Source organism: Kitasatospora sp. NPDC088548, from assembly GCF_044753005.1.
Classification (GTDB): domain Bacteria; phylum Actinomycetota; class Actinomycetes; order Streptomycetales; family Streptomycetaceae; genus Kitasatospora.
This window is the reverse complement of the sequence record NZ_JBIVMI010000004.1, coordinates 177,529-195,208: the sequence shown is the minus strand read 5'-3', so window position 1 is coordinate 195,208 and position 17,680 is coordinate 177,529. Positions and strand designations below refer to the sequence as shown.

Genomic DNA, 17,680 nt, shown 5'->3' with positions numbered 1-17,680 from the left:
TACCCGCCCCCGGGCGCCTGGCGAGAGAGGGTTGAACCGTGCTCGTAATCGTCGCCCCTGGACAGGGTGCCCAGTCCCCCGGTTTCCTCAGCCCCTGGCTGGAGGTCGACGGTGTCGCCGACCGCCTGCGCGGCTGGTCGGAGGTCGCCGGGCTCGACCTGGTGCACGCCGGAACCGAGGCGTCCGCCGAGGAAATCAAGGACACCGCCGTCGCCCAGCCGCTGCTGGTCGCGGCCGGCCTGGTGACCGCCCGCGCACTGTTCCCGGACGAGGACAGCGCCCGGACGCTGGTCGGCGCCGTGGCCGGCCACAGCGTCGGTGAGATCACCGCCGCCGCCGGTGCCGGGGTGCTCACCGCGCACGACGCGCTCACCTTCGTCCGTGAGCGCAGCCTGGCGATGGCCGAGGCCGCCGCGGCCACCGAGACCGGCATGATCGCCGTCCTCGGCGGCGAGCCGGAGGCCGTCGCGGCCAAGCTCGCCGAGCACGGCCTGACCCCGGCCAACAACAACGGCGGCGGCCAGATCGTCGCCGCCGGCACGCTGGCCCAGCTGGAGGCCCTGAAGGCCGACCCGCCGGCCGGTGCCCGGCTGATCGCGCTCAAGGTCGCCGGCGCGTTCCACACCGAGCACATGGCGCCGGGCGTCGAGCGCCTGGCGAAGCTGGCCCCGACCCTGTCGGTCGCCGACCCGAAGGTCACCTACCTCTCCAACCGGGACGGCGCGGTCGTGTCGTCCGGTACCGACGTGCTGGACCGCCTGGTGTCGCAGGTCTCCAACCCGGTCCGCTGGGACCTGTGCATGGAGACCCTGCGGGAGCTGGGCGCGACCGCCGTCATCGAGCTCGCCCCGGCGGGCACCCTCACCGGACTGGTCAAGCGCAACCTCAAGGGTGTGGCGACGCTTGCCCTGAAGACGCCCGCCGACCTCGACAAGGCCCGTGAGCTGGTCGCGGAGCACGGCGGTCAGGACCAGGAGAACGAGGCATGAGAAGCGCCCCTCAGATCCGCCCGGCCATCGGCGCGCAGTACTCGCGCATCCTCGGTGTCGGCGGCTACCGCCCGGTCCGGGTGATCCCGAACGCCGAGGTGCTGAACTGGATCGACTCCTCGGACGAGTGGATCCGCACCCGGAGCGGGATCGCCGAGCGCCGCTGGGCCGGTCCGGACGAGAGCGTCGCCGAGATGTCGGTGCAGGCCTCCGGCAAGGCGATCGCCCAGGCCGGACTCACCCCGGACCAGATCGGCGGCGTGATCGTCGCGACGGTCTCGCACCTCAAGCAGACCCCCGCGATCGCCACCGAGATCGCCGAGCGGCTCGGCTGCGGCACCGCCCCGGCCTTCGACATCTCGGCCGCCTGCGCCGGCTTCGGCTACGGCCTGAGCCTGGCCGACGGCATGATCCGCGGCGGCAGCGCCGAGTACGTCCTGGTGATCGGCGTCGAGCGGCTCAGCGACCTGACCGACCAGTCGGACCGCTCGACCGCGTTCATCTTCGGTGACGGCGCGGGCGCGGCGGTCGTCGGCCCGTCCGACACTCCCGGCATCGGCAAGGTCATCTGGGGCTCGGACGGCTCCCAGAAGGACGTCATCACGCAGACCCAGGCCTGGGACACCGCCTTCGCCAAGGAGGACGCCGTCAACGGCGCGGGCCCGGAGACCAAGTGGCCGGCCCTGCGGATGGAGGGTCAGACGGTCTTCCGCTGGGCGGTCTGGGAGATGGCCAAGGTGGCCCAGCAGGCGCTGGACGCCGCCGGGATCACCGCCGACCAGCTCGGCGCGTTCATTCCGCACCAGGCCAACATGCGCATCACGGACGCCATGATCAAGGCGCTGAAGCTGCCCGACACGGTGCCGGTCGCCCGCGACATCACCGAGACCGGCAACACCTCCGCGGCCTCCATCCCGCTGGCGATGGAGCGCATGCTGGAGAGCGGCGAAGCCTCCAGCGGCGACCTCGCACTGATCATCGGGTTCGGGGCGGGTCTGGTCTACGCCGCGGCAGTCGTTACGCTCCCCTAGGCGCGTTTCGCCCCACTTATCCCGCAAGCCTGCGTCCGTCCGCCGGGCGGCCGCATTCAACACCGAAGAGGAGCAGCCAGTATGGCTACCAAGGACGAGGTCCTGGAAGGTCTCGCTGAGATCGTCAACGAGATCGCCGGCATCCCGACCGAGGACGTCGAGCTCGACAAGTCCTTCACCGATGACCTGGACGTCGACTCGCTGTCCATGGTCGAGGTCGTCGTGGCCGCCGAGGAGCGCTTCGACGTGAAGATCCCGGACGACGAGGTCAAGAACCTGAAGACCGTCGGCGACGCGGTGGACTACATCCTCACCAACGCCGACGCCTGAGCGATCGACGCGTTCGATTCACTCGACGACGTCTGACCGTCGGCCGGCTCCCTGAGCCGGCCGACTCTCCGGCCGGGACGCCCTGTTGGGCGCCCCGGCCGGGTCCCACCCCCCGGCGCGCCGCCGAACGCCGCACAAACGTGAGAGAAGAAGATCCAGTGACCGCTGAAAACCGTACCGTGGTAGTCACGGGTATCGGCGCCTTCACGCCGCTGGGCGGCGACGCCGCCACCACCTGGGAGAACCTGGTCGCCGGGCGTTCCGGAGTGGCGGTTCTGACCGAGGAGTGGGCTGCCGACCTGCCCGTCCGGATCGCCGCGCGCACCGCCGTCGAACCGGGCGAGATCCTGCCCCGTCCGCTGGCCCGCCGGCTGGACCGCTCGGCGCAGTTCGCGCTGATCGCCGCCCGTGAGGCGTGGGCCGACGCCGGCTACGAGACCCCGGCCACCGACGACTCCTCCAAGCTCACCCCCGAGCGTCTGGGCGCCGTGATCGCCTCCGGCATCGGCGGCGTCACCACCCTGCTCGACCAGTACGACGTGCTGAAGGAGAAGGGCTCCCGCAAGGTCTCCCCGCACACCGTCCCGATGCTGATGCCCAACTCCCCGGCGGCCAACGTCGGTCTGGAGGTCGGCGCCCGCGCGGGTGTGCACACCCCCGTCTCCGCCTGTGCCTCCGGCGCCGAGGCGATCGGCTACGCGATCGAGATGATCCGTTCCGGCCGCGCCGACGTCGTGGTGGCCGGCGGTACCGAGGCCGCGATCCACCCGCTGCCGATCGCCGCGTTCGCCAACATGATGGCGATGTCCAAGAACAACGACGAGCCGCAGCGCGCCTCCCGCCCGTACGACAAGGGCCGGGACGGCTTCGTGCTCGGCGAGGGCGCGGGCGTGGTCGTGCTGGAGTCGATCGAGCACGCCGAGGCGCGCGGTGCCCGGATCTACTGCGAGGCCGTGGGCCAGGGCCTGTCCTCGGACGCCCACCACATCGCCCAGCCCGAACCCACCGGTGCCGGCGTGGCCCGCGCGCTCGCCGACCTGTTCGACCGCAACCAGCTGGACAAGGCCGAGATCGTGCACGTGAACGCGCACGCCACCTCGACCCCGCAGGGTGACACGGCCGAGCTGAAGGCGCTGCGCAAGGAGCTCGGCGAGCACCTCGACCACATCGCCGTCTCGGCCACCAAGTCGATGACCGGTCACCTGCTGGGCGGCGCCGGCGGTATCGAGACCGTCGCCACCGTGCTGGCCCTGTACAACCGGATCGCCCCGCCGACCATCAACGTCGAGGAGCTGGACGACGACGTGGACGCGGACATCGTGCGCGACGAGGCCCGCCGGCTGCCCGAGGGGCGGATCGCGGCGCTGAACAACTCGTTCGGCTTCGGCGGCCACAACGTGGTGCTGGCCTTCCGCACCGTCTGAGGCCCTCGGGGCGGGCCCGGCCTTCCGTGACGGAGGTCCGGCCCGGCCCACACGAAGGGGTCCGGCGCTCATCGCGAGCGCCGGACCCCTTTCGCGTCCGCCGGTCCGCTCGGGCCCGAGCGGACCGGTCGCTCAGACCACCTGGTGCAGCCAGCGCACCGGGGCGCCCTCGCCGGCGTACCGGAAGGGCTCCAACTCGTCGTCCCAGGGCTTGCCGAGCAGCCGGGAGATCTCGGCCTCCAGGTCGGCGCCCTCGCTGCGGGCGCGGAGCAGCACGGCGCGGAGCCTGTCCTCGGGGATCAGGATGTCGCCGTGAATGCCCGTGACGGCGTGGAAGATGCCGAGCGTGGGCGTGCTGCTGTACCGCTCGCCCTCCGCCGTGGCGCAGGGCTCGCTGGTCACCTCGTACCGCATCAGCTGCCAGCCGCGCAGCGCGGAGGCGAGCTTCGAGGCCGTGCCGGGCTCCCCCTTCCAGGAGAGTTCGGCACGCCAGTGTCCGGGCGAGGCCGGCTGGCGGATCCAGTCCAGGCTCACCCGCACACCAAGCACCCCCGCTACGGCCCACTCGACGTGCGGGCACAGCGCGCGGGGCGCGGAGTGGATGTACAGGACTCCACGTGTCGTCACCGGGACCTCCAGGCTGTGGACGAGGGTCGCCTTCCCCAGCTGCCTCGTGCCTGCAGTTGATCCACAGTTACCCACGCTAGCCGACATTAAGCCACTAATTTGAGCAAAACGGACAGGCTTTCGCTCAATGCTAGTCGAATCCTCAACGAGGTCCACCCCCCGGTCGGATCTCTCCCCCGAACGGCCCCATCGCCAGGCGGGACCACCGTACCGCGCCGCCCTGCACGATGGATGACGCACTTTCGGATCCGACCGGAATGCGGTAGTGCGGCCCGGCTCCCCGCGCCCGGTGCGCAAACCGCCCCGCGCCCGGGTGGGCGGCGGGGCGGTCGCGGTCGTGATCCGGCGTCAGCCGTCCAGGCGGACCAGCATCTTGCCGGTGTTGGCGCCGCGCAGCAGGTCGAGGAAGGCGTCGACCGCACTGTCGATGCCCTGGGTCACCGTCTCGCGGTACTTCAGCTCACCCGAGCGCACCCACGCGGAGACCTCCTCGACGAACTTCGGCTGAAGGTCGTAGTGGTCACCCACGAGCAACCCCTCCATGCGGAAGCGCTTGGCGATGATCTGCGCGAGGTTGCGGGGGGCCGGGGTCGGCTCAGTGGCGTTGTACTGCGAGATCATGCCGCACACCGCGATGCGCCCGTGCAGGTTGATCGAGTCGATCGCCGCTTCGAGGTGCTCGCCGCCCACATTGTCGAAGTACACGTCGATGCCGTCGGGAGCCGCCGCCTGAAGCTGCTCGGCGACCGGACCGTTCTTGTAGTTGAACGCGGCATCGAATCCGTACTCCTCCACGAGGAGCTTGACCTTCTCGTCCGAGCCGGCGGAGCCGATCACCCGCGCCGCACCCTTCAGCCTGGCGATCTGGCCGACGATGCCACCCACGGCGCCGGCGGCGCCGGACACGAACACCGCGTCGCCGGCCTTGATCTCCGCAATCCGCGTCAGACCCGCGTAGGCGGTCAGACCCGGCATGCCCAGCACACCCAGGTAGGTGGAGAGCGGCGCGGCGTTCGGGTCCACCTTGACCGACGCCCTGGCCTCGAACGTCGCGTACTCGCGCCAGCCGAAAGAGTGCAGGACATAGTCACCCTCGGCGAAACCCTCCGCCCGCGAGGCGACGACCTGGCCGACCGCGCCACCCAGCATCGGCCTGTCCAGTTCGTACGGTTCCGCGTACGACTTGCGCGACGACATCCGGCCGCGCATGTAGGGGTCGACCGAGAGATAGGCGTTACGGACCAGGATCTCGCCCGGGCCGGGGGCCCGGACCGGCACCTCGACCAGCGCGAAGTCCGTCGGGACCGGCCAGCCCTCCGGGCGGGCGGTGAGGTGCCATTCACGGGCGGTGGCGGGCGCTGCCTGCTCTGCCATCAGGTGTGCTCCTTGAGGTTCCGGGTGATCCCCGGGCGATTACCGCTCGACCTGAAAGGTTGAGCGACTGAAGTAACGATGGACATGAAAGGTTCATGTTGTCAACTGTTCCGGTAGACTGTCCCCCATGGACACCCAGCAGGCCGGGACCGCCATGCCGCAGCCCGACGAGATCACCCGTGAGGTCGTCGACCTGATGGCCAATCTGGTCGCGCTCTTCCACCGCGAGTACGAGGAGGCCGCCGCCGCCCGCTCGCTCACCGGCGCGCAGGCCAAGGTCCTCGCCCTGCTGCGGCGCGGTCCGATGCCGATGCGCCACATCGCGCAGACGCTCAGCTGCGAGCCGTCCAACATCACCGGCATCGTCGACCGCCTGGAGTCGCGCGGCTTCGTGACCCGGGAGGCCGACCGGCAGGACCGCCGGGTCAAGCTGGTCGCCGCCACCGACACCGGCGCGGCCGCCTCCGAGGAACTGCGCGAGTCGCTGAACTTCGCCCGCGAACCGCTCGCCGCCCTCGGTGCGGACGAGCGGACCGTCCTGCGCGACCTGCTCCGCCGGATGCTCGCGGGGGCCTCCGGCCCGGGGGCGTGAGAAGCATCACAGCCCCTACGGCGGATCCGGCCGAATTGGCCGCCTGTCGGATGTAACCGAACACTTCGCCGAAACGTCTAATGTTCGAGACTTTGGCACCGGTCTGCCCGGAGGGCGGCAGGCGGCGCGGGAAGCCGAGACGAGAAGACGGAAGACGGGGGCCGGAAACGATGAGCAGCAGCCCGCGAAGGCGGCGCATCGTACGGACCGCCGTGGGCCTCGCGGCCGTACTGGTGCTGTCCGTGGCGGGCGCCGGTGCCTGGTTCTACCACCGGCTGGACACCAACATCACCACCTTCGACGCGGGCGGCGTCGCCACCGAGCGGCCGCCGGCCCCCGTCCCGGTCACACCGGGCGCCTCGGTGCCGGTCAACATCCTGCTGCTCGGCTCGGACACCCGGGACGACGGCAACGCCGACCTCGGCGGCGGCGAGGAGGGCGTCGGCCACTCCGACACCGCGATCCTGCTGCACATATACGCCGACCACAAGCACGCCGTCGGCGTCTCCATACCCCGGGACACCCTGGTGACCATCCCGTCCTGCAAGCTGCAGAGCGGCAGGTGGACGGAGCCGAAGACGAACCAGATGTTCAACTCGGCGTTCACCATAGGCGAGTTCCCCCAGGGGAACCCGGCCTGTACGCAGAACACCGTCGAGGCGCTGACCGGCCTGCGGATCGACCACACCATCGTGGTCGACTTCAAGGGCGTCGCCGCGATGACCGACGCGATCAACGGCGTGGACGTCTGCGTCCCCAACGACGTGAACTCGCACAACATCAAGCTCAAGAAGGGCATGCAGAAGATCTCCGGGCAGCCCGCGGTGGACTACCTGCGGGCCCGGTACGGCTTCGGCGACAACTCCGACATCGGGCGGATGAAGCGCCAGCAGGCCTTCCTCTCCTCGATGATCAAGAAGATCCAGGGCCTCGGCTTCTCCCTGCCGACCCTGCTCCCGCTGGCCGACGCGGCCACCCGCTCGCTCACCGTGGACGAGAGCCTGGGCACCGCGATGAAGCTGGTGGACTTCGCCCAGTCGCTGCAGAACATCAAGCTCGCCGACATCACCTTCGTCACCACCCCCTGGCGCTTCGCCGGCAACCGGGTCGCCCTGGTCCACCCCGATGTGGACACGCTCTGGCGGCTGCTGCGCGAGGACCGCACGCTGGACGGGCAGAGCACCGGCCAGGTGAACGGCTCCCCGACCGAGTCCCCGTCCGCCTCCGCCGCGGCCACCGCCACGCCCACCCCGCTGGCGCCCGAGCAGGCGGCCGTACCGGTCCTGGTGGTCAACGGTGTCGGCACTCCCGGGCTGGCCGGGAAGGGCGCCGAGGCGATCCGCGCCAAGGGCTTCCAGAACGTCACCCTGGACGCCCCCAAGGGCGGCCGGCTGAACACCGAGATCGCGTACGACCCCGCGCTGAAGGCCGCCGCCGAGCAGCTGACGCCGCTCTTCCCGCAGGCGCGGCTGGTCGAGGAGCCGGGCTCCGGGGGGATCACCGTGACCCTGGGCCGCGACTACCACCCGACGGCCGCCGCCGGTGCCCCCGACGGTGCCCCGGGTGGCGCGACTCCCGCCGCCTCCGCACCGGGCGGTACGCCGGGCGGTGTCCCCAGCGGCATCGCCGAGAACTCGCGCAGCGCCGACACCGACCCCTGCGCCGACCTGACCTTCGGCTGAGGCCGCGGGACCGGCGCGGGAGCCCGGGCGGGACCGGGCGCGGCTACCGCGGGTCCGGCAGGCCGGTGATCACGGCGGTCAGCCGGGTACCCGCCGGGAAGGCGCCGGCGGCGGCGAGGTCGTACAGGGCGGCCAGGAGCTTGGCGACGTAGCGGCGTTCCAGGGCGATGCCGTGGCGCCGCTCGAAGCCGTCGGCGAAGGCCTCCAGCGCGGCCGGCACCCGGCCGTAGCCGCCGCCGTGGTGGCCGTGGTCGATCCACCAGTTGCCGAACTCGCGTCCGTACGCGGCCCGGTGCAGCCGGGCGACCTCGCCCTCCAGATAGCCGGCGCCACCGCGCAGCACCGCCACGCCCAGCGCCCGGGCGCCCGCCGGCAGGCCGGCCGCGATCCCGGCGAGGGTGCCACCGGTCCCCACCGGGCAGCAGACCACGTCCCGCGCACCGAGACCGGGCAGCTCGGCGGGGACGGCCGCCGCACCGATCACGGCCAGCGGGTTCGAGCCGCCCTCCGGCAGCACCAGGCAGGGGCCCCACCGCCGCCGCAGCTCCGCCTCGACCGCCGGGTCCGTCCCGCAGCGGCCCGCCGTCTCCCGGTACACGGCCCGGGAGAGGAAGGACAGCTCCATGCCGGCCGCCTCGGCCGCCCGCAGCGACCAGTTGCGCGGCGCCCCGGCCAGTTCCTCGCCCCGGACCAGTCCGACGCTCTCCAGGCCCAGCGCCGCCGCGGCCACCGCGACCGCGCGCAGATGGGTGGAGTAGGCCCCGCCGAAGGTCAGCAGCCGGGTATGCCCCTGCTCGACCGCCGCCGCCAGGTTCGGCCCGAGCTTGCGCCACTTGTTGCCCGGCACCGTGGGGTGCAGCAGGTCGTCCCGCTTGAGCCGCAGCTCCACCCCGGCCCGCGCCAGCGCCCCGTCGGTACAGTCCACCAGCGGGGTCGGCAGCAGCGCGGGTTCGAGCATCGGGCCAGGATACGGAAGAGCGCGCGAACGGCGGGGCCGGGATGGCCGGGTCCCAGGCCGGGTCGGAGTCAGTGCGGAGGCAGGCCGCGCTTCGGGAGAAGGCCCCAGCGCAGGTCATCCACGCCAATGACCGGATGAAGTGGGACCGACGAGGAACATGCTTGGGTCGGACGCCGGTATGGGATCGCGCGCCGCCCGACCGTGATCACTGGATTGCCTCCTTCGCCGCAGGGGATTCGCCGCCGGGGTGCCAGGGGAGCGCCAAACCATCGCCGGACCGGCGGGGGATGACGTGAATGTGTAGGTGGTAGACGGTCTGTGTCGCCGCCGGCCCCTTGGACGTGATGATGTTCGCATCCGGCAGCTCCGCCATCAGCTCCGCGGCGCGCGCCATGGTCCGGCCTGCCACGACCGGTGACACACCGGCGTTCTCAACGTGGATGCGAGGGAGAACAAGCAGGTGGCCGTCATTCACGCCTCCGCGCCGCGGGCGTATCGCGAGCGCATCGCTCCACTCCCGGAACACAACAGCCGGAGCCCGCCCAGCCACAATCAGGCAGAACGCGCAGTCAGCGGTGAAAGATGTCGTCACGATCAGACCTCCATGGTCCGGTTCACGGTCCGCTGCCGGCTGTGGTGCCGCGGGCAAACAGGGCTACGTCGAAGACTCCCGATACCCCGACGGTCGTTGAGGAACACCTGTGGTGCGGCACTCGATACCGAAGCCACCGGGACCATGCTCGTCGCGGTGTGTGGAGGTCCCGCGGAACGTCGAAGGCTCCACAGGGCGTGCACCCTGTGGAGCCTTCGACGTGACGGGCCGGTCCCTGAACGGCGTTGGGAACGCCCCGTCAATGCGACGGTTCCGGCGTGTTCCCAGCTGGGCATCTCGGGGCGGCGAGCTGCCGGCGGGTTTCCCAGTGGTTTACAGTTCCCCGCAAGATTGGAGCCATTCCCGCTGGTCAGAGGCGCTTTCACCGACTTCTCCGCAGCCGTCTCAGGTGTTCTGCCCTGTAGGTCGGGGACTCGGGCCGGGCCCCGGCAGCGGAGCCTGCGGACCTTGATGAGCCCTGACGGGCTGGTGTCTCTGGCTTTCGTCGGCCGTCCCGGTCCGCTGAGAGAATGACCACGTCCACTCAATGTCCACTGGGAGGGTGAATCTCGGCGTGGCGAGCCCCGGAACGAGCCGTCCTGCTCTACAGTCAGATCCAGAGAGTGGCATGTTTCTGCAGGTCAGCCACACCATTTGTCAGATGATCTGTTACATCTGATAGTGGGGCGGGTGGGACTCGAACCCACGACCAAGGGATTATGAGTCCCCTGCTCTAACCGGCTGAGCTACCGCCCCGGTTCGCCGTGCACGCCGGTGGTCCGGTCGCGGCAGCAGCAGACAGCCCCGAATGGCCGTCCCGGGCAGCATAGCCGGTCGGTCACCCCTGGTGCGCGCCGGGGGCGCACATCGGCACGCACGGATTCGCGCCTCCCCGGGCGGAGCAACCGGTTGATGAGGGCACCACGAGGCGGGGAGCCTGGGCGGATGACGGTACGTGAGGCGGTGGCGGCGGGCGTCGTGGTGACGGTGCTGGCCGCGGCGGGCTGCACCACCCCGGCGGGGCCCGGCGGCGGCACACCGACGGTGAGTTCGCACCCGCCCTCGGCGTCCGCCGATACCCACGGATGGAGCAGGCAGCGGCTGCGGGCCGCGCTCGGCCGGCAGACCGGTGTCACCCGCACCGCCAAGCCCACCGTGCTCAACGGGCTGGTCGGCGCCGTCTTCACCCGCAACGCCGAAGGCGACCACTTCTGCACCGCCAGCGTGGTCGACAGCGCCGGACTCAACCTGATCGTCACCGCCGCGCACTGCGTCTGGGACCCCCGGCTCGGCCAGCGCGGCGACCTGGTGTTCGTGCCCGGCTACCGGGACGGCGGGACCCCGAGCGGCGTCTGGCCGCTGCTCGCCGTCACCGTCGACCAGGCCTGGAAGAACGGTGCCGACCCGGACGTGGACGTCGCCTTCGCCGTCGTCCAGTCACAGAACGGGCAGCAGGTGCAGCAGGTGCTCGGCGCGAACAAGCTGGGCGTCAACCGCGGCCACCGGCTGCCGGTGCGGGTCACCGGCTACCCCGGCACCAGCGATGTGCCGATCACCTGTGCCAACACCACCGTCGAGCAGAGCCCCACCCAACTGCGGATCGACTGCCCCGACTACACCGGCGGCACCAGCGGCAGCCCCTGGGTGACCGACTTCGACCCGGCCACCAGAACCGGCACCGTGGTCGGGGTGATCGGTGGCTACCAGGAGGGCGGCGACAGCCCGGACACCTCGTACAGCAGTTACTTCGGGGACCGCGTCCAGGCCCTGTACGACCGCGCCACGGGATAGCCGCCGGGGCCGGACGGGTCGGCAGTGGCGCCGCCGGGCGCGGACTGGTAGATCTTCCTCACGAACGGCGGTACGCACGACCCGCAGTGCCCGCCCCGAGGACAGGACGGAACCCCGATGGCCTCCCGCCCGGTACGGCCCGTGCTCGCGGCACGGACGGTCGCGCTGGCGGCCCTGCTGCTCGCCACCGGTACCGCCTGCGGCGGGAGCGAGGAGTCGCGAACCGCCGAGGTGGCGCCGCAGACCCCGGCGGGCGACCGGATCGGCACCCTCTCGGTCCGCACCGCGCAGGGGCCCCGGGCCTGCACCGCGAGTGTGGTGACCAGCCCGAGGCGCAATCTGCTGGTGACCGCCGCGCACTGCGTGCAGAGCCGCCGGATCGGCCTGCTGGACGGCCTGGTGTTCACTCCCGGCTACCGCAACGGGTACTCGCCCCATGGGAGTTGGCCGGTCGCCTCGGTCACCGTCGATCCGCGCTGGGCCGAGGGCGACGACCCGGAGTACGACGTGGCGTTCGTCACCGTGCGGCCGGTGGACGGCCGGGAGATCGAGGACACGGTCGGCGGCAATCCGCTGGGCACCGGACAGGGCTTCGGGCTCACGGTCTCGGTGACGGGCTACCCCAACACCGGCGACGAGCCGATCACCTGCTCGGCCCTGACCAGTTCGCAGAGCCCGACCCAGGAGCGGTTCGACTGCCGCGGCTACACGGACGGCACCAGCGGCAGCCCGTGGGTCACCACGGCGGGCGCGGTGATCGGGGTGATCGGCGGCTACCAGGAGGGCGGCGACAGCCCCGGCACCTCGTACAGCATCGCCTTCGACAACCGGGTCGCCGAGCTGTACCGGCAGGCCACCGCCTGAACCGGCCGGGCCGCCGGGGGCCGCAGGCGAAACGCAGGAGGCAGGGGGGCGGGGCAACACGAAGGCCCCCCGGTCGTCCGAGGGGCCTTCGCTCTGAGCAGTCACCGGGCGGACCCGATGCAGCTCCCGCATTTGGACTCGAACCAAAAACCTGCCGGTTAACAGCCGGCTGCTCTGCCAATTGAGCTATGCGGGATCGCGGTACACCACTGCCGTACCACGGCCAGGACGGCCGACCCGGAGGCCTGCCACCTGAGCTCCCCCAATTGGACTCGAACCAATAACCTGCCGATTAACAGTCGGCTGCTCTGCCAATTGAGCTATGGGGGATCGAGCTTCCGCTTCGGGCCCGGCTTCCCGGGTTCCTCGGCGCTCGCTGCGGGACATACATTAGCGCACTCGGGGGGGTGGTCCGCCAATCGCTTTCCCCGGCCTCCCCGGCGGGCCCCTGCCCGGCGCGCCCCGCGCGCGCCCCACAAGGACCCCGGGGGATGCTGGGGGCGCGGACGGTTCGCCGCCCCGGCGGACGGGTAGGGCAATGCGGCAGAGGCCGCCAGGAGAGGGTGGAATCCGATCATGTGGAAGCTGTCGTTGATCGTCGGGCTCGCAGCGGGCTACGTCCTGGGCTCGCGGGCCGGGCGCCAGCGCTACGAGCAGATCGCCAAGGTGACCCGGCAGGTCGCCCAGAACCCCAAGGTGCAGAGCGCGGCCGACAAGGCGAAGCACCAGGCCGGCGCGGTGGCCGGGAAGGCGGCCGGTGCCGTCGCGGGCAAGGTGGGCGACCGGCTGCCGCAGTCCGTCGCCGACCGGGTGCCGTACTTCAACCGCCCCCGGGTCGAGGACGACAGCTGGGGTACCTTCCGTCCGTGACGGGACGGTGACGGCCTGGTGACGGCCGGCCCTCCCGGGCCCCACGCCGGAGGTACCGGACGGACAAAACTTGCCCGCGCCGACCGCGTCCGGGCCCGGGCTGAGGCATGATCTCGACATGGCCATCGTCGCGGGGATAGACAGCTCGACCAGTCGCACCCGGATCGTCGCGTGCGACACCGAGACCGGCGCGGTGCTGCGGTCCGGCAAGGCGCCGCACCCCGTGCCGGAGGGCCCCGACGTCCGGCCCGGCGAGGCCGACCCGCAGATCTGGCTGCACTCGCTGGGCGACGCGGCCGCCGGCGGCCTGCTGGAGGGCGTCCGGGCGATCGGCGTCAGCGCGCAGCAGCACGGCATGATCGGCCTGGACGCCGGCGGCGTGCTGGTGCGGCCCGCGATCCTCTGGAACGACCCGCGCTCCAGCGGCGCCGCGGCCGCCCTGCTGGACGCGCTCGGCGGCCCGGCCGCGTGGACCGCCGCCATCGGCGCCGTCCCCGGCCCCATGTACACCATCGCCAAGCTGCGCTGGCTGGCGGAGTTCGAGCCCGCCGCGGCCCGCCGGGTGGCCGAGGTGCTGCTGCCGCACGACTGGCTGGTCTGGCAGCTGCTCGGCCACCCCAAGCGGCGCACCACCGACCGGGGAGACGCCTCCGGCACCGGCTACTGGTCTCCGATCACCGGCGAGTACCGGCAGGACCTGGTGGAGCTGGCACTCGGTCACGAGCTGCGGCTGCCCGACGTGCTCGGCCCCGCCGAGCCCGCCGGGCACACCCCCGAGGGCCTGCTGATCTCGGCCGGCACCGGGGACAACATGGCCGCCGCGCTCGGCCTCGGCCTCGGGCCGGGCGACGCCGTGGTCTCGCTCGGCAGCTCCGGGACGATCTTCGCGGTGCACGAGCAGGCCGTGGTGGACGCCACCGGGCTGGTCTCGTCCTTCGCCGACGCCACCGGCCGCCACCTGCCGATGGTCGCCACCCTGAACGCCGCCCAGGTGCTCCGCTCCACCGCCGCCCTGCTCGGCCAGGACCTGGCGGGCCTGAGCGAGCTGGCCCTGCAGTCCTCCCCCGGCGCGTACGGGGTGGTGCTGCTGCCCTACCTGGACGGCGAGCGGACGCCCGCCCTGCCGCACGCGGCCGGCACGCTCACCGGGCTGCGGACCGAGTCGATGACCCCGCAGCACCTGGCCCGGGCCGCCGTCGAGGGCATGCTCTGCAACATCGCGGACGCGCTGGACGTGCTGCGCGCCCAGGGCGTGGCGGTGAAGCGGGTCTTCCTGCTCGGCGCGGCCGGGCGGCTGCCGGCCGTCCGCCGGATCGCTCCGATGCTGTTCGGCATCCCCGTCGTGGTCCCGCCGCCGGGGGCCCACGCGGCCCGCGGCGCGGCCCGGCAGGCCGCCTGGGCGCTCGCGGGCACCTCCCAGCCGCCGCGCTGGGAGCTGCCGGAGGCCGTCACCGTCACGCCCGACCCCGAGCAGGACCTCCCGGTCGGCTCGGCGGTGCGCCAGCAGTACCGGGCCGCCCGCGAGCAGATCCACCCGGAGACCGCGTAGCCGGGCCGGTGAAGATGCGTCACCCGCCGGCCGATGGCAGCGTGGGAGGCCACGCGGCCATCGCAGTGAAGGGCGGCACGACCTCATGGCGCTGCACAAGGGAGCCGGCGACGACCGCCGGCTGACCGTCAGTCCGTTCGTCGGCACGGCCGACCCGCTGGGCCCGATGGAGCTGGCACCGCCGCTGCACCGGCTGGGCGACGGGCCGGTGCCGGCCGACACGGCCTACCAGCTGATCCACGACGAGCTGCTGCTCGACGGCAACGCCAGGCTCAACCTGGCGACCTTCGTCACCACGTCGATGGAGGTCCAGGCCATCCGGCTGATGACCGAGTGCCTGGACAAGAACATGATCGACAAGGACGAGTACCCGCAGACCGCCGAACTGGAGCGGCGCTGCGTGGCGATCCTCGCCGACCTCTGGCACGCCCCCGACCCGGACGGCACGGTCGGCTGCTCCACCACCGGCTCCAGCGAGGCCTGCATGCTGGCCGGCCTCGCCCTCAAGCGCCGCTGGATGCGCCGCAACCCCGAGCGCTACGCGGCCGGCGCCCGGCCCAACCTGGTCATGGGCGTCAATGTGCAGGTCTGCTGGGAGAAGTTCTGCAACTTCTGGGAGGTGGAGCCGCGCCTCGCGCCGATGGAGGGCGAGCGCTACCACCTCGGCCCCGAGCAGGCGGTGGCGCTCTGCGACGAGAACACCATCGGCGTGGTGGGCGTGCTCGGCTCCACCTTCGACGGCTCCTACGAGCCGGTGGCGGAGATCTGCGCGGCCCTGGACGAGCTCCAGCAGCGCACCGGTCTGGACGTCCCGGTGCACGTGGACGGCGCCTCCGGCGGCATGGTCGCGCCCTTCCTCGACCCCGAGCTGGTCTGGGACTTCCGGCTGCCCCGGGTCGCCTCGATCAACACCTCCGGCCACAAGTACGGCCTGGTCTACCCGGGCGTCGGCTGGGCCCTGTGGCGCGACAAGGAGGCGCTGCCCGAGGAACTGGTCTTCCGGGTCAACTACCTGGGCGGCGAGATGCCGACCTTCGCCCTGAACTTCTCCCGCCCCGGCGCCGAGGTGGTCGCGCAGTACTACGTCTTCCTGCGGCTCGGCCGGGACGGCTTCCGGGCCGTCCAGGGATCCTGCCGCGAGGTCGCGGTCTACCTGGCCGGGCGGATCGAGGCGCTCGGCGGCTTCCGGCTGCTGACCCGCGGCGACCAGCTGCCGGTCTTCGCCTTCACCACCACCGAGGACGTGCCCTTCGACGTCTTCGACGTCTCCCGGCGGCTGCGTGAACGCGGCTGGCAGGTGCCCGCGTACACCTTCCCGGAGAACCTGCAGGACCTCTCGGTGCTGCGGGTGGTCTGCCGCAACGGCTTCTCCCGGGACCTGGCCGACCTGCTGCTCGCCGACCTCGGCCGGCTGCTGCCGGAGCTGCGGCGCCAGCCCGGCCCGCTCCGGGAGCTCGGTGTGCCACCGAGGACGGGCTTCCACCACTGAGCCGGTGACGGTGCCCGGCGGGGCTTCTGACGGCGCCTCACGGCTCCGGGGGACTCCGGGGCGGACGTGGTCGCCACCTTCCAGGTCTGCGGCCACCAGCCGGCCGGCAACGGCTGCACGATGGCCGTCTCCGACCTGGCGCACATGGTCGCCTCCGCCCCGATCCCGATCGGCCCGGCCTCGCCGCCGGCCGCCGTAGCCACTGAGCAGCCGAGCGCCGCCGTGACCGCCGCCGGGCAGTCCTAATCGAGGTAGCCCCGTAGCTGTTCGGCGAAGGCGTGGTCGCGGAGCTTGACCAGGGTCTTGGACTCGATCTGCCGGATCCGTTCCCTCGTCACGCCGAACAGCGCGCCGATCTCCTCCAGGGTGCGGGGGCGGCCGTCGTCCAGGCCGTAGCGGAGCTGGACGACCTGGCGCTCCCGTTCGCCGAGGGTGGCCAGCACCGCGTCCAGGTGCTGGCGCAGCAGCAGGAAGGTGGCGGACTCGGCGGGAGAGGCGGCGTCGGCGTCCTCGATCAGGTCGCCGAGCGCGACATCGTCCTCCTCGCCGACCGGGGTGTGCAGCGAGATCGGTTCCTGGGCCAGCCGGAGCAGCTCGCGCACCCGCTCCCCGGTGAGCTCCAGGACGGCCGCGATGTCGGCCGGGCCGGGCTCGGCCCCGCGTTCCTGGAGCAGGGAGCGCTGTACCCGGACCACCCGGTTGATCAGCTCGACCACGTGCACCGGGACCCGGATCGTCCGGGCCTGGTCGGCCAGCGCCCGGCTCATCGCCTGGCGGATCCACCAGGTGGCATAGGTGGAGAACTTGTAGCCCCGGGCGTAGTCGAACTTCTCCACCGCCCGGATCAGCCCCAGATTGCCCTCCTGGACCAGGTCCAGCAGGGTCAGCCCGCGGCCGACGTAGCGTTTGGCGACCGAGACCACCAGCCGCAGATTGGCCTCGATCAGCCGGCGTTTGGCGATCCGTCCGGCCAGCACCAGGGTGTCCAGCTCGGCGGCCAGCGGCTCGGGGGGCGGCGGTTCGCGGTTCAGCCGCTCCTCGGCGAACAGGCCGGCCTCGATCCGGCGGGCCAGTTCCACCTCCTCCTCGGCGTTGAGCAGGCGGATCCGGCCGATCTCGCGCAGGTACTGGCGGAGCAGGTCCGCCGCGGGGCCGGTCGCCTCGGCGGGCGTGCGGCCGGGCTCGCGGTCGGGATCGGGGCCGAGGTCACGACCGCGGACGGGCCCGGGGTCCGCGTCCACCGGCGGGTCCGGGGCCTCGGGGTGGCCCTGCGCGGGCACCCGGGCTCCGGCCGGAGGCGGTGCCCCGGCCCGGCCGTGGTCGTCGTGGGGGGCGATCGGGTCGGTGGCCGGTCCGGCGGTGGTCGGTCCGGCGGCGGCAAGGCCTTGCTCCACGGGCACCCCCCGGGGCGGGCGCGACTCTGGCGGACCCGCGCTGTACGAAGGTGGGACGCCCTCCAGTGTGCGGTACGCCACGCTCCGTGGCCGAGACTCGTGCGCGGACTTTCTGCGGCGGGCC

Annotated in this window: 17 protein-coding genes and 3 tRNA genes; 12 read left to right on the top strand and 8 right to left on the bottom strand. The window is 72.2% G+C overall.

Annotation, left to right across the window (positions count from 1 at the left end; genetic code table 11):
- Positions 1-38 precede the first annotated feature (38 nt).
- The 4 genes from ACIP82_RS08425 to fabF all read left to right on the top strand — a co-directional run bounded on the left by ACIP82_RS08425 (position 39) and on the right by fabF (position 3,774).
- The gene (locus ACIP82_RS08425; RefSeq protein WP_363607152.1) at positions 39-989 is read left to right on the top strand and encodes an ACP S-malonyltransferase; all 951 of its coding nucleotides are present in this window, start codon (positions 39-41) and stop codon (positions 987-989) included.
- On the top strand, positions 986-2,020 hold the full coding sequence (locus tag ACIP82_RS08420; RefSeq protein WP_363607154.1) for a beta-ketoacyl-ACP synthase III: 1,035 nt from the start codon (positions 986-988) through the stop codon (positions 2,018-2,020). The genes ACIP82_RS08425 and ACIP82_RS08420 overlap by 4 nt, the downstream gene beginning before the upstream one ends.
- Positions 2,021-2,101: 81 nt before the next feature.
- Positions 2,102-2,350, top strand: coding sequence for an acyl carrier protein (locus ACIP82_RS08415; RefSeq protein ID WP_363607155.1), 249 nt, complete (start codon positions 2,102-2,104; stop codon positions 2,348-2,350).
- Positions 2,351-2,508: 158 nt separating this feature from the next.
- Complete coding sequence (fabF, locus tag ACIP82_RS08410; RefSeq protein ID WP_363607156.1) at positions 2,509-3,774, top strand: beta-ketoacyl-ACP synthase II; 1,266 nt, start codon at positions 2,509-2,511, stop codon at positions 3,772-3,774.
- A gap of 132 nt (positions 3,775-3,906) precedes the next feature.
- Here the strand turns inward: fabF and ACIP82_RS08405 are convergent, their stop codons facing one another.
- Both ACIP82_RS08405 and ACIP82_RS08400 read right to left on the bottom strand, forming a co-directional pair.
- Positions 3,907-4,401, bottom strand: coding sequence for a DUF3145 domain-containing protein (locus ACIP82_RS08405; protein WP_363607157.1), 495 nt, complete (start codon positions 4,399-4,401; stop codon positions 3,907-3,909).
- Positions 4,402-4,749: 348 nt separating this feature from the next.
- Positions 4,750-5,775, bottom strand: a complete 1,026-nt coding sequence (locus ACIP82_RS08400) for an NADP-dependent oxidoreductase (protein ID WP_400652098.1) — start codon at positions 5,773-5,775, stop codon at positions 4,750-4,752.
- A 127-nt stretch (positions 5,776-5,902) separates the two neighbouring features.
- Between ACIP82_RS08400 and ACIP82_RS08395 the strand changes: the two genes are divergently transcribed.
- Positions 5,903-6,367, top strand: coding sequence for a MarR family transcriptional regulator (locus tag ACIP82_RS08395; protein WP_363607159.1), 465 nt, complete (start codon positions 5,903-5,905; stop codon positions 6,365-6,367).
- Positions 6,368-6,537: 170 nt separating this feature from the next.
- Positions 6,538-8,049, top strand: coding sequence for an LCP family protein (locus tag ACIP82_RS08390; RefSeq protein ID WP_400652094.1), 1,512 nt, complete (start codon positions 6,538-6,540; stop codon positions 8,047-8,049).
- Between the two features lie 43 nt (positions 8,050-8,092).
- Here ACIP82_RS08390 and ACIP82_RS08385 read toward each other — a convergent pair whose 3' ends face one another.
- The 3 genes from ACIP82_RS08385 to ACIP82_RS08375 form a co-directional block, all read right to left on the bottom strand.
- Positions 8,093-9,007 carry a 1-aminocyclopropane-1-carboxylate deaminase/D-cysteine desulfhydrase gene (locus tag ACIP82_RS08385; RefSeq protein ID WP_400652092.1) on the bottom strand — a complete coding sequence of 305 codons (915 nt, stop codon included), beginning with the start codon at positions 9,005-9,007 and terminating at the stop codon, positions 8,093-8,095.
- Positions 9,008-9,212: 205 nt separating this feature from the next.
- Positions 9,213-9,599: an HIT family protein gene (locus ACIP82_RS08380; RefSeq protein ID WP_400652089.1), complete on the bottom strand. Its 387-nt coding sequence runs from the start codon at positions 9,597-9,599 to the stop codon at positions 9,213-9,215.
- Between the two features lie 682 nt (positions 9,600-10,281).
- Positions 10,282-10,355 (bottom strand) — tRNA-Ile (locus ACIP82_RS08375).
- A 189-nt stretch (positions 10,356-10,544) separates the two neighbouring features.
- On the opposite strand from ACIP82_RS08375, the gene ACIP82_RS08370 reads away from it, so the two are divergent.
- Together ACIP82_RS08370 and ACIP82_RS08365 are read left to right on the top strand one after the other, a co-directional pair.
- Positions 10,545-11,390, top strand: a complete 846-nt coding sequence (locus tag ACIP82_RS08370) for a trypsin-like serine peptidase (protein WP_400652086.1) — start codon at positions 10,545-10,547, stop codon at positions 11,388-11,390.
- Positions 11,391-11,507: 117 nt separating this feature from the next.
- Positions 11,508-12,254, top strand: coding sequence for a trypsin-like peptidase domain-containing protein (locus ACIP82_RS08365; protein WP_363607163.1), 747 nt, complete (start codon positions 11,508-11,510; stop codon positions 12,252-12,254).
- Between the two features lie 123 nt (positions 12,255-12,377).
- Here the strand turns inward: ACIP82_RS08365 and ACIP82_RS08360 are convergent.
- Both ACIP82_RS08360 and ACIP82_RS08355 read right to left on the bottom strand, forming a co-directional pair.
- Positions 12,378-12,450: transfer RNA gene (locus ACIP82_RS08360), tRNA-Asn, on the bottom strand.
- Between the two features lie 61 nt (positions 12,451-12,511).
- Positions 12,512-12,584, bottom strand: a tRNA-Asn gene (locus ACIP82_RS08355).
- A gap of 243 nt (positions 12,585-12,827) precedes the next feature.
- On the opposite strand from ACIP82_RS08355, the gene ACIP82_RS08350 reads away from it, so the two are divergent.
- The 4 genes from ACIP82_RS08350 to ACIP82_RS08335 all read left to right on the top strand — a co-directional run bounded on the left by ACIP82_RS08350 (position 12,828) and on the right by ACIP82_RS08335 (position 16,408).
- Positions 12,828-13,124: a hypothetical protein gene (locus ACIP82_RS08350; protein ID WP_400652338.1), complete on the top strand. Its 297-nt coding sequence runs from the start codon at positions 12,828-12,830 to the stop codon at positions 13,122-13,124.
- A gap of 118 nt (positions 13,125-13,242) precedes the next feature.
- Positions 13,243-14,673 carry an FGGY family carbohydrate kinase gene (locus tag ACIP82_RS08345; RefSeq protein WP_363607166.1) on the top strand — a complete coding sequence of 477 codons (1,431 nt, stop codon included), beginning with the start codon at positions 13,243-13,245 and terminating at the stop codon, positions 14,671-14,673.
- Positions 14,674-14,758: 85 nt separating this feature from the next.
- A complete protein-coding gene (locus tag ACIP82_RS08340) occupies positions 14,759-16,162 on the top strand; it encodes a glutamate decarboxylase (RefSeq protein ID WP_400652082.1) in 1,404 nt (467 codons plus the stop codon).
- 66 nt (positions 16,163-16,228) lie between these two features.
- Positions 16,229-16,408, top strand: a complete 180-nt coding sequence (locus ACIP82_RS08335; protein WP_363607169.1) for a hypothetical protein — start codon at positions 16,229-16,231, stop codon at positions 16,406-16,408.
- Here ACIP82_RS08335 and ACIP82_RS08330 read toward each other — a convergent pair.
- Positions 16,405-17,499: an RNA polymerase sigma factor gene (locus ACIP82_RS08330; protein ID WP_400652336.1), complete on the bottom strand. Its 1,095-nt coding sequence runs from the start codon at positions 17,497-17,499 to the stop codon at positions 16,405-16,407. The genes ACIP82_RS08335 and ACIP82_RS08330 overlap by 4 nt on opposite strands.
- Positions 17,500-17,680 lie beyond the last annotated feature (181 nt).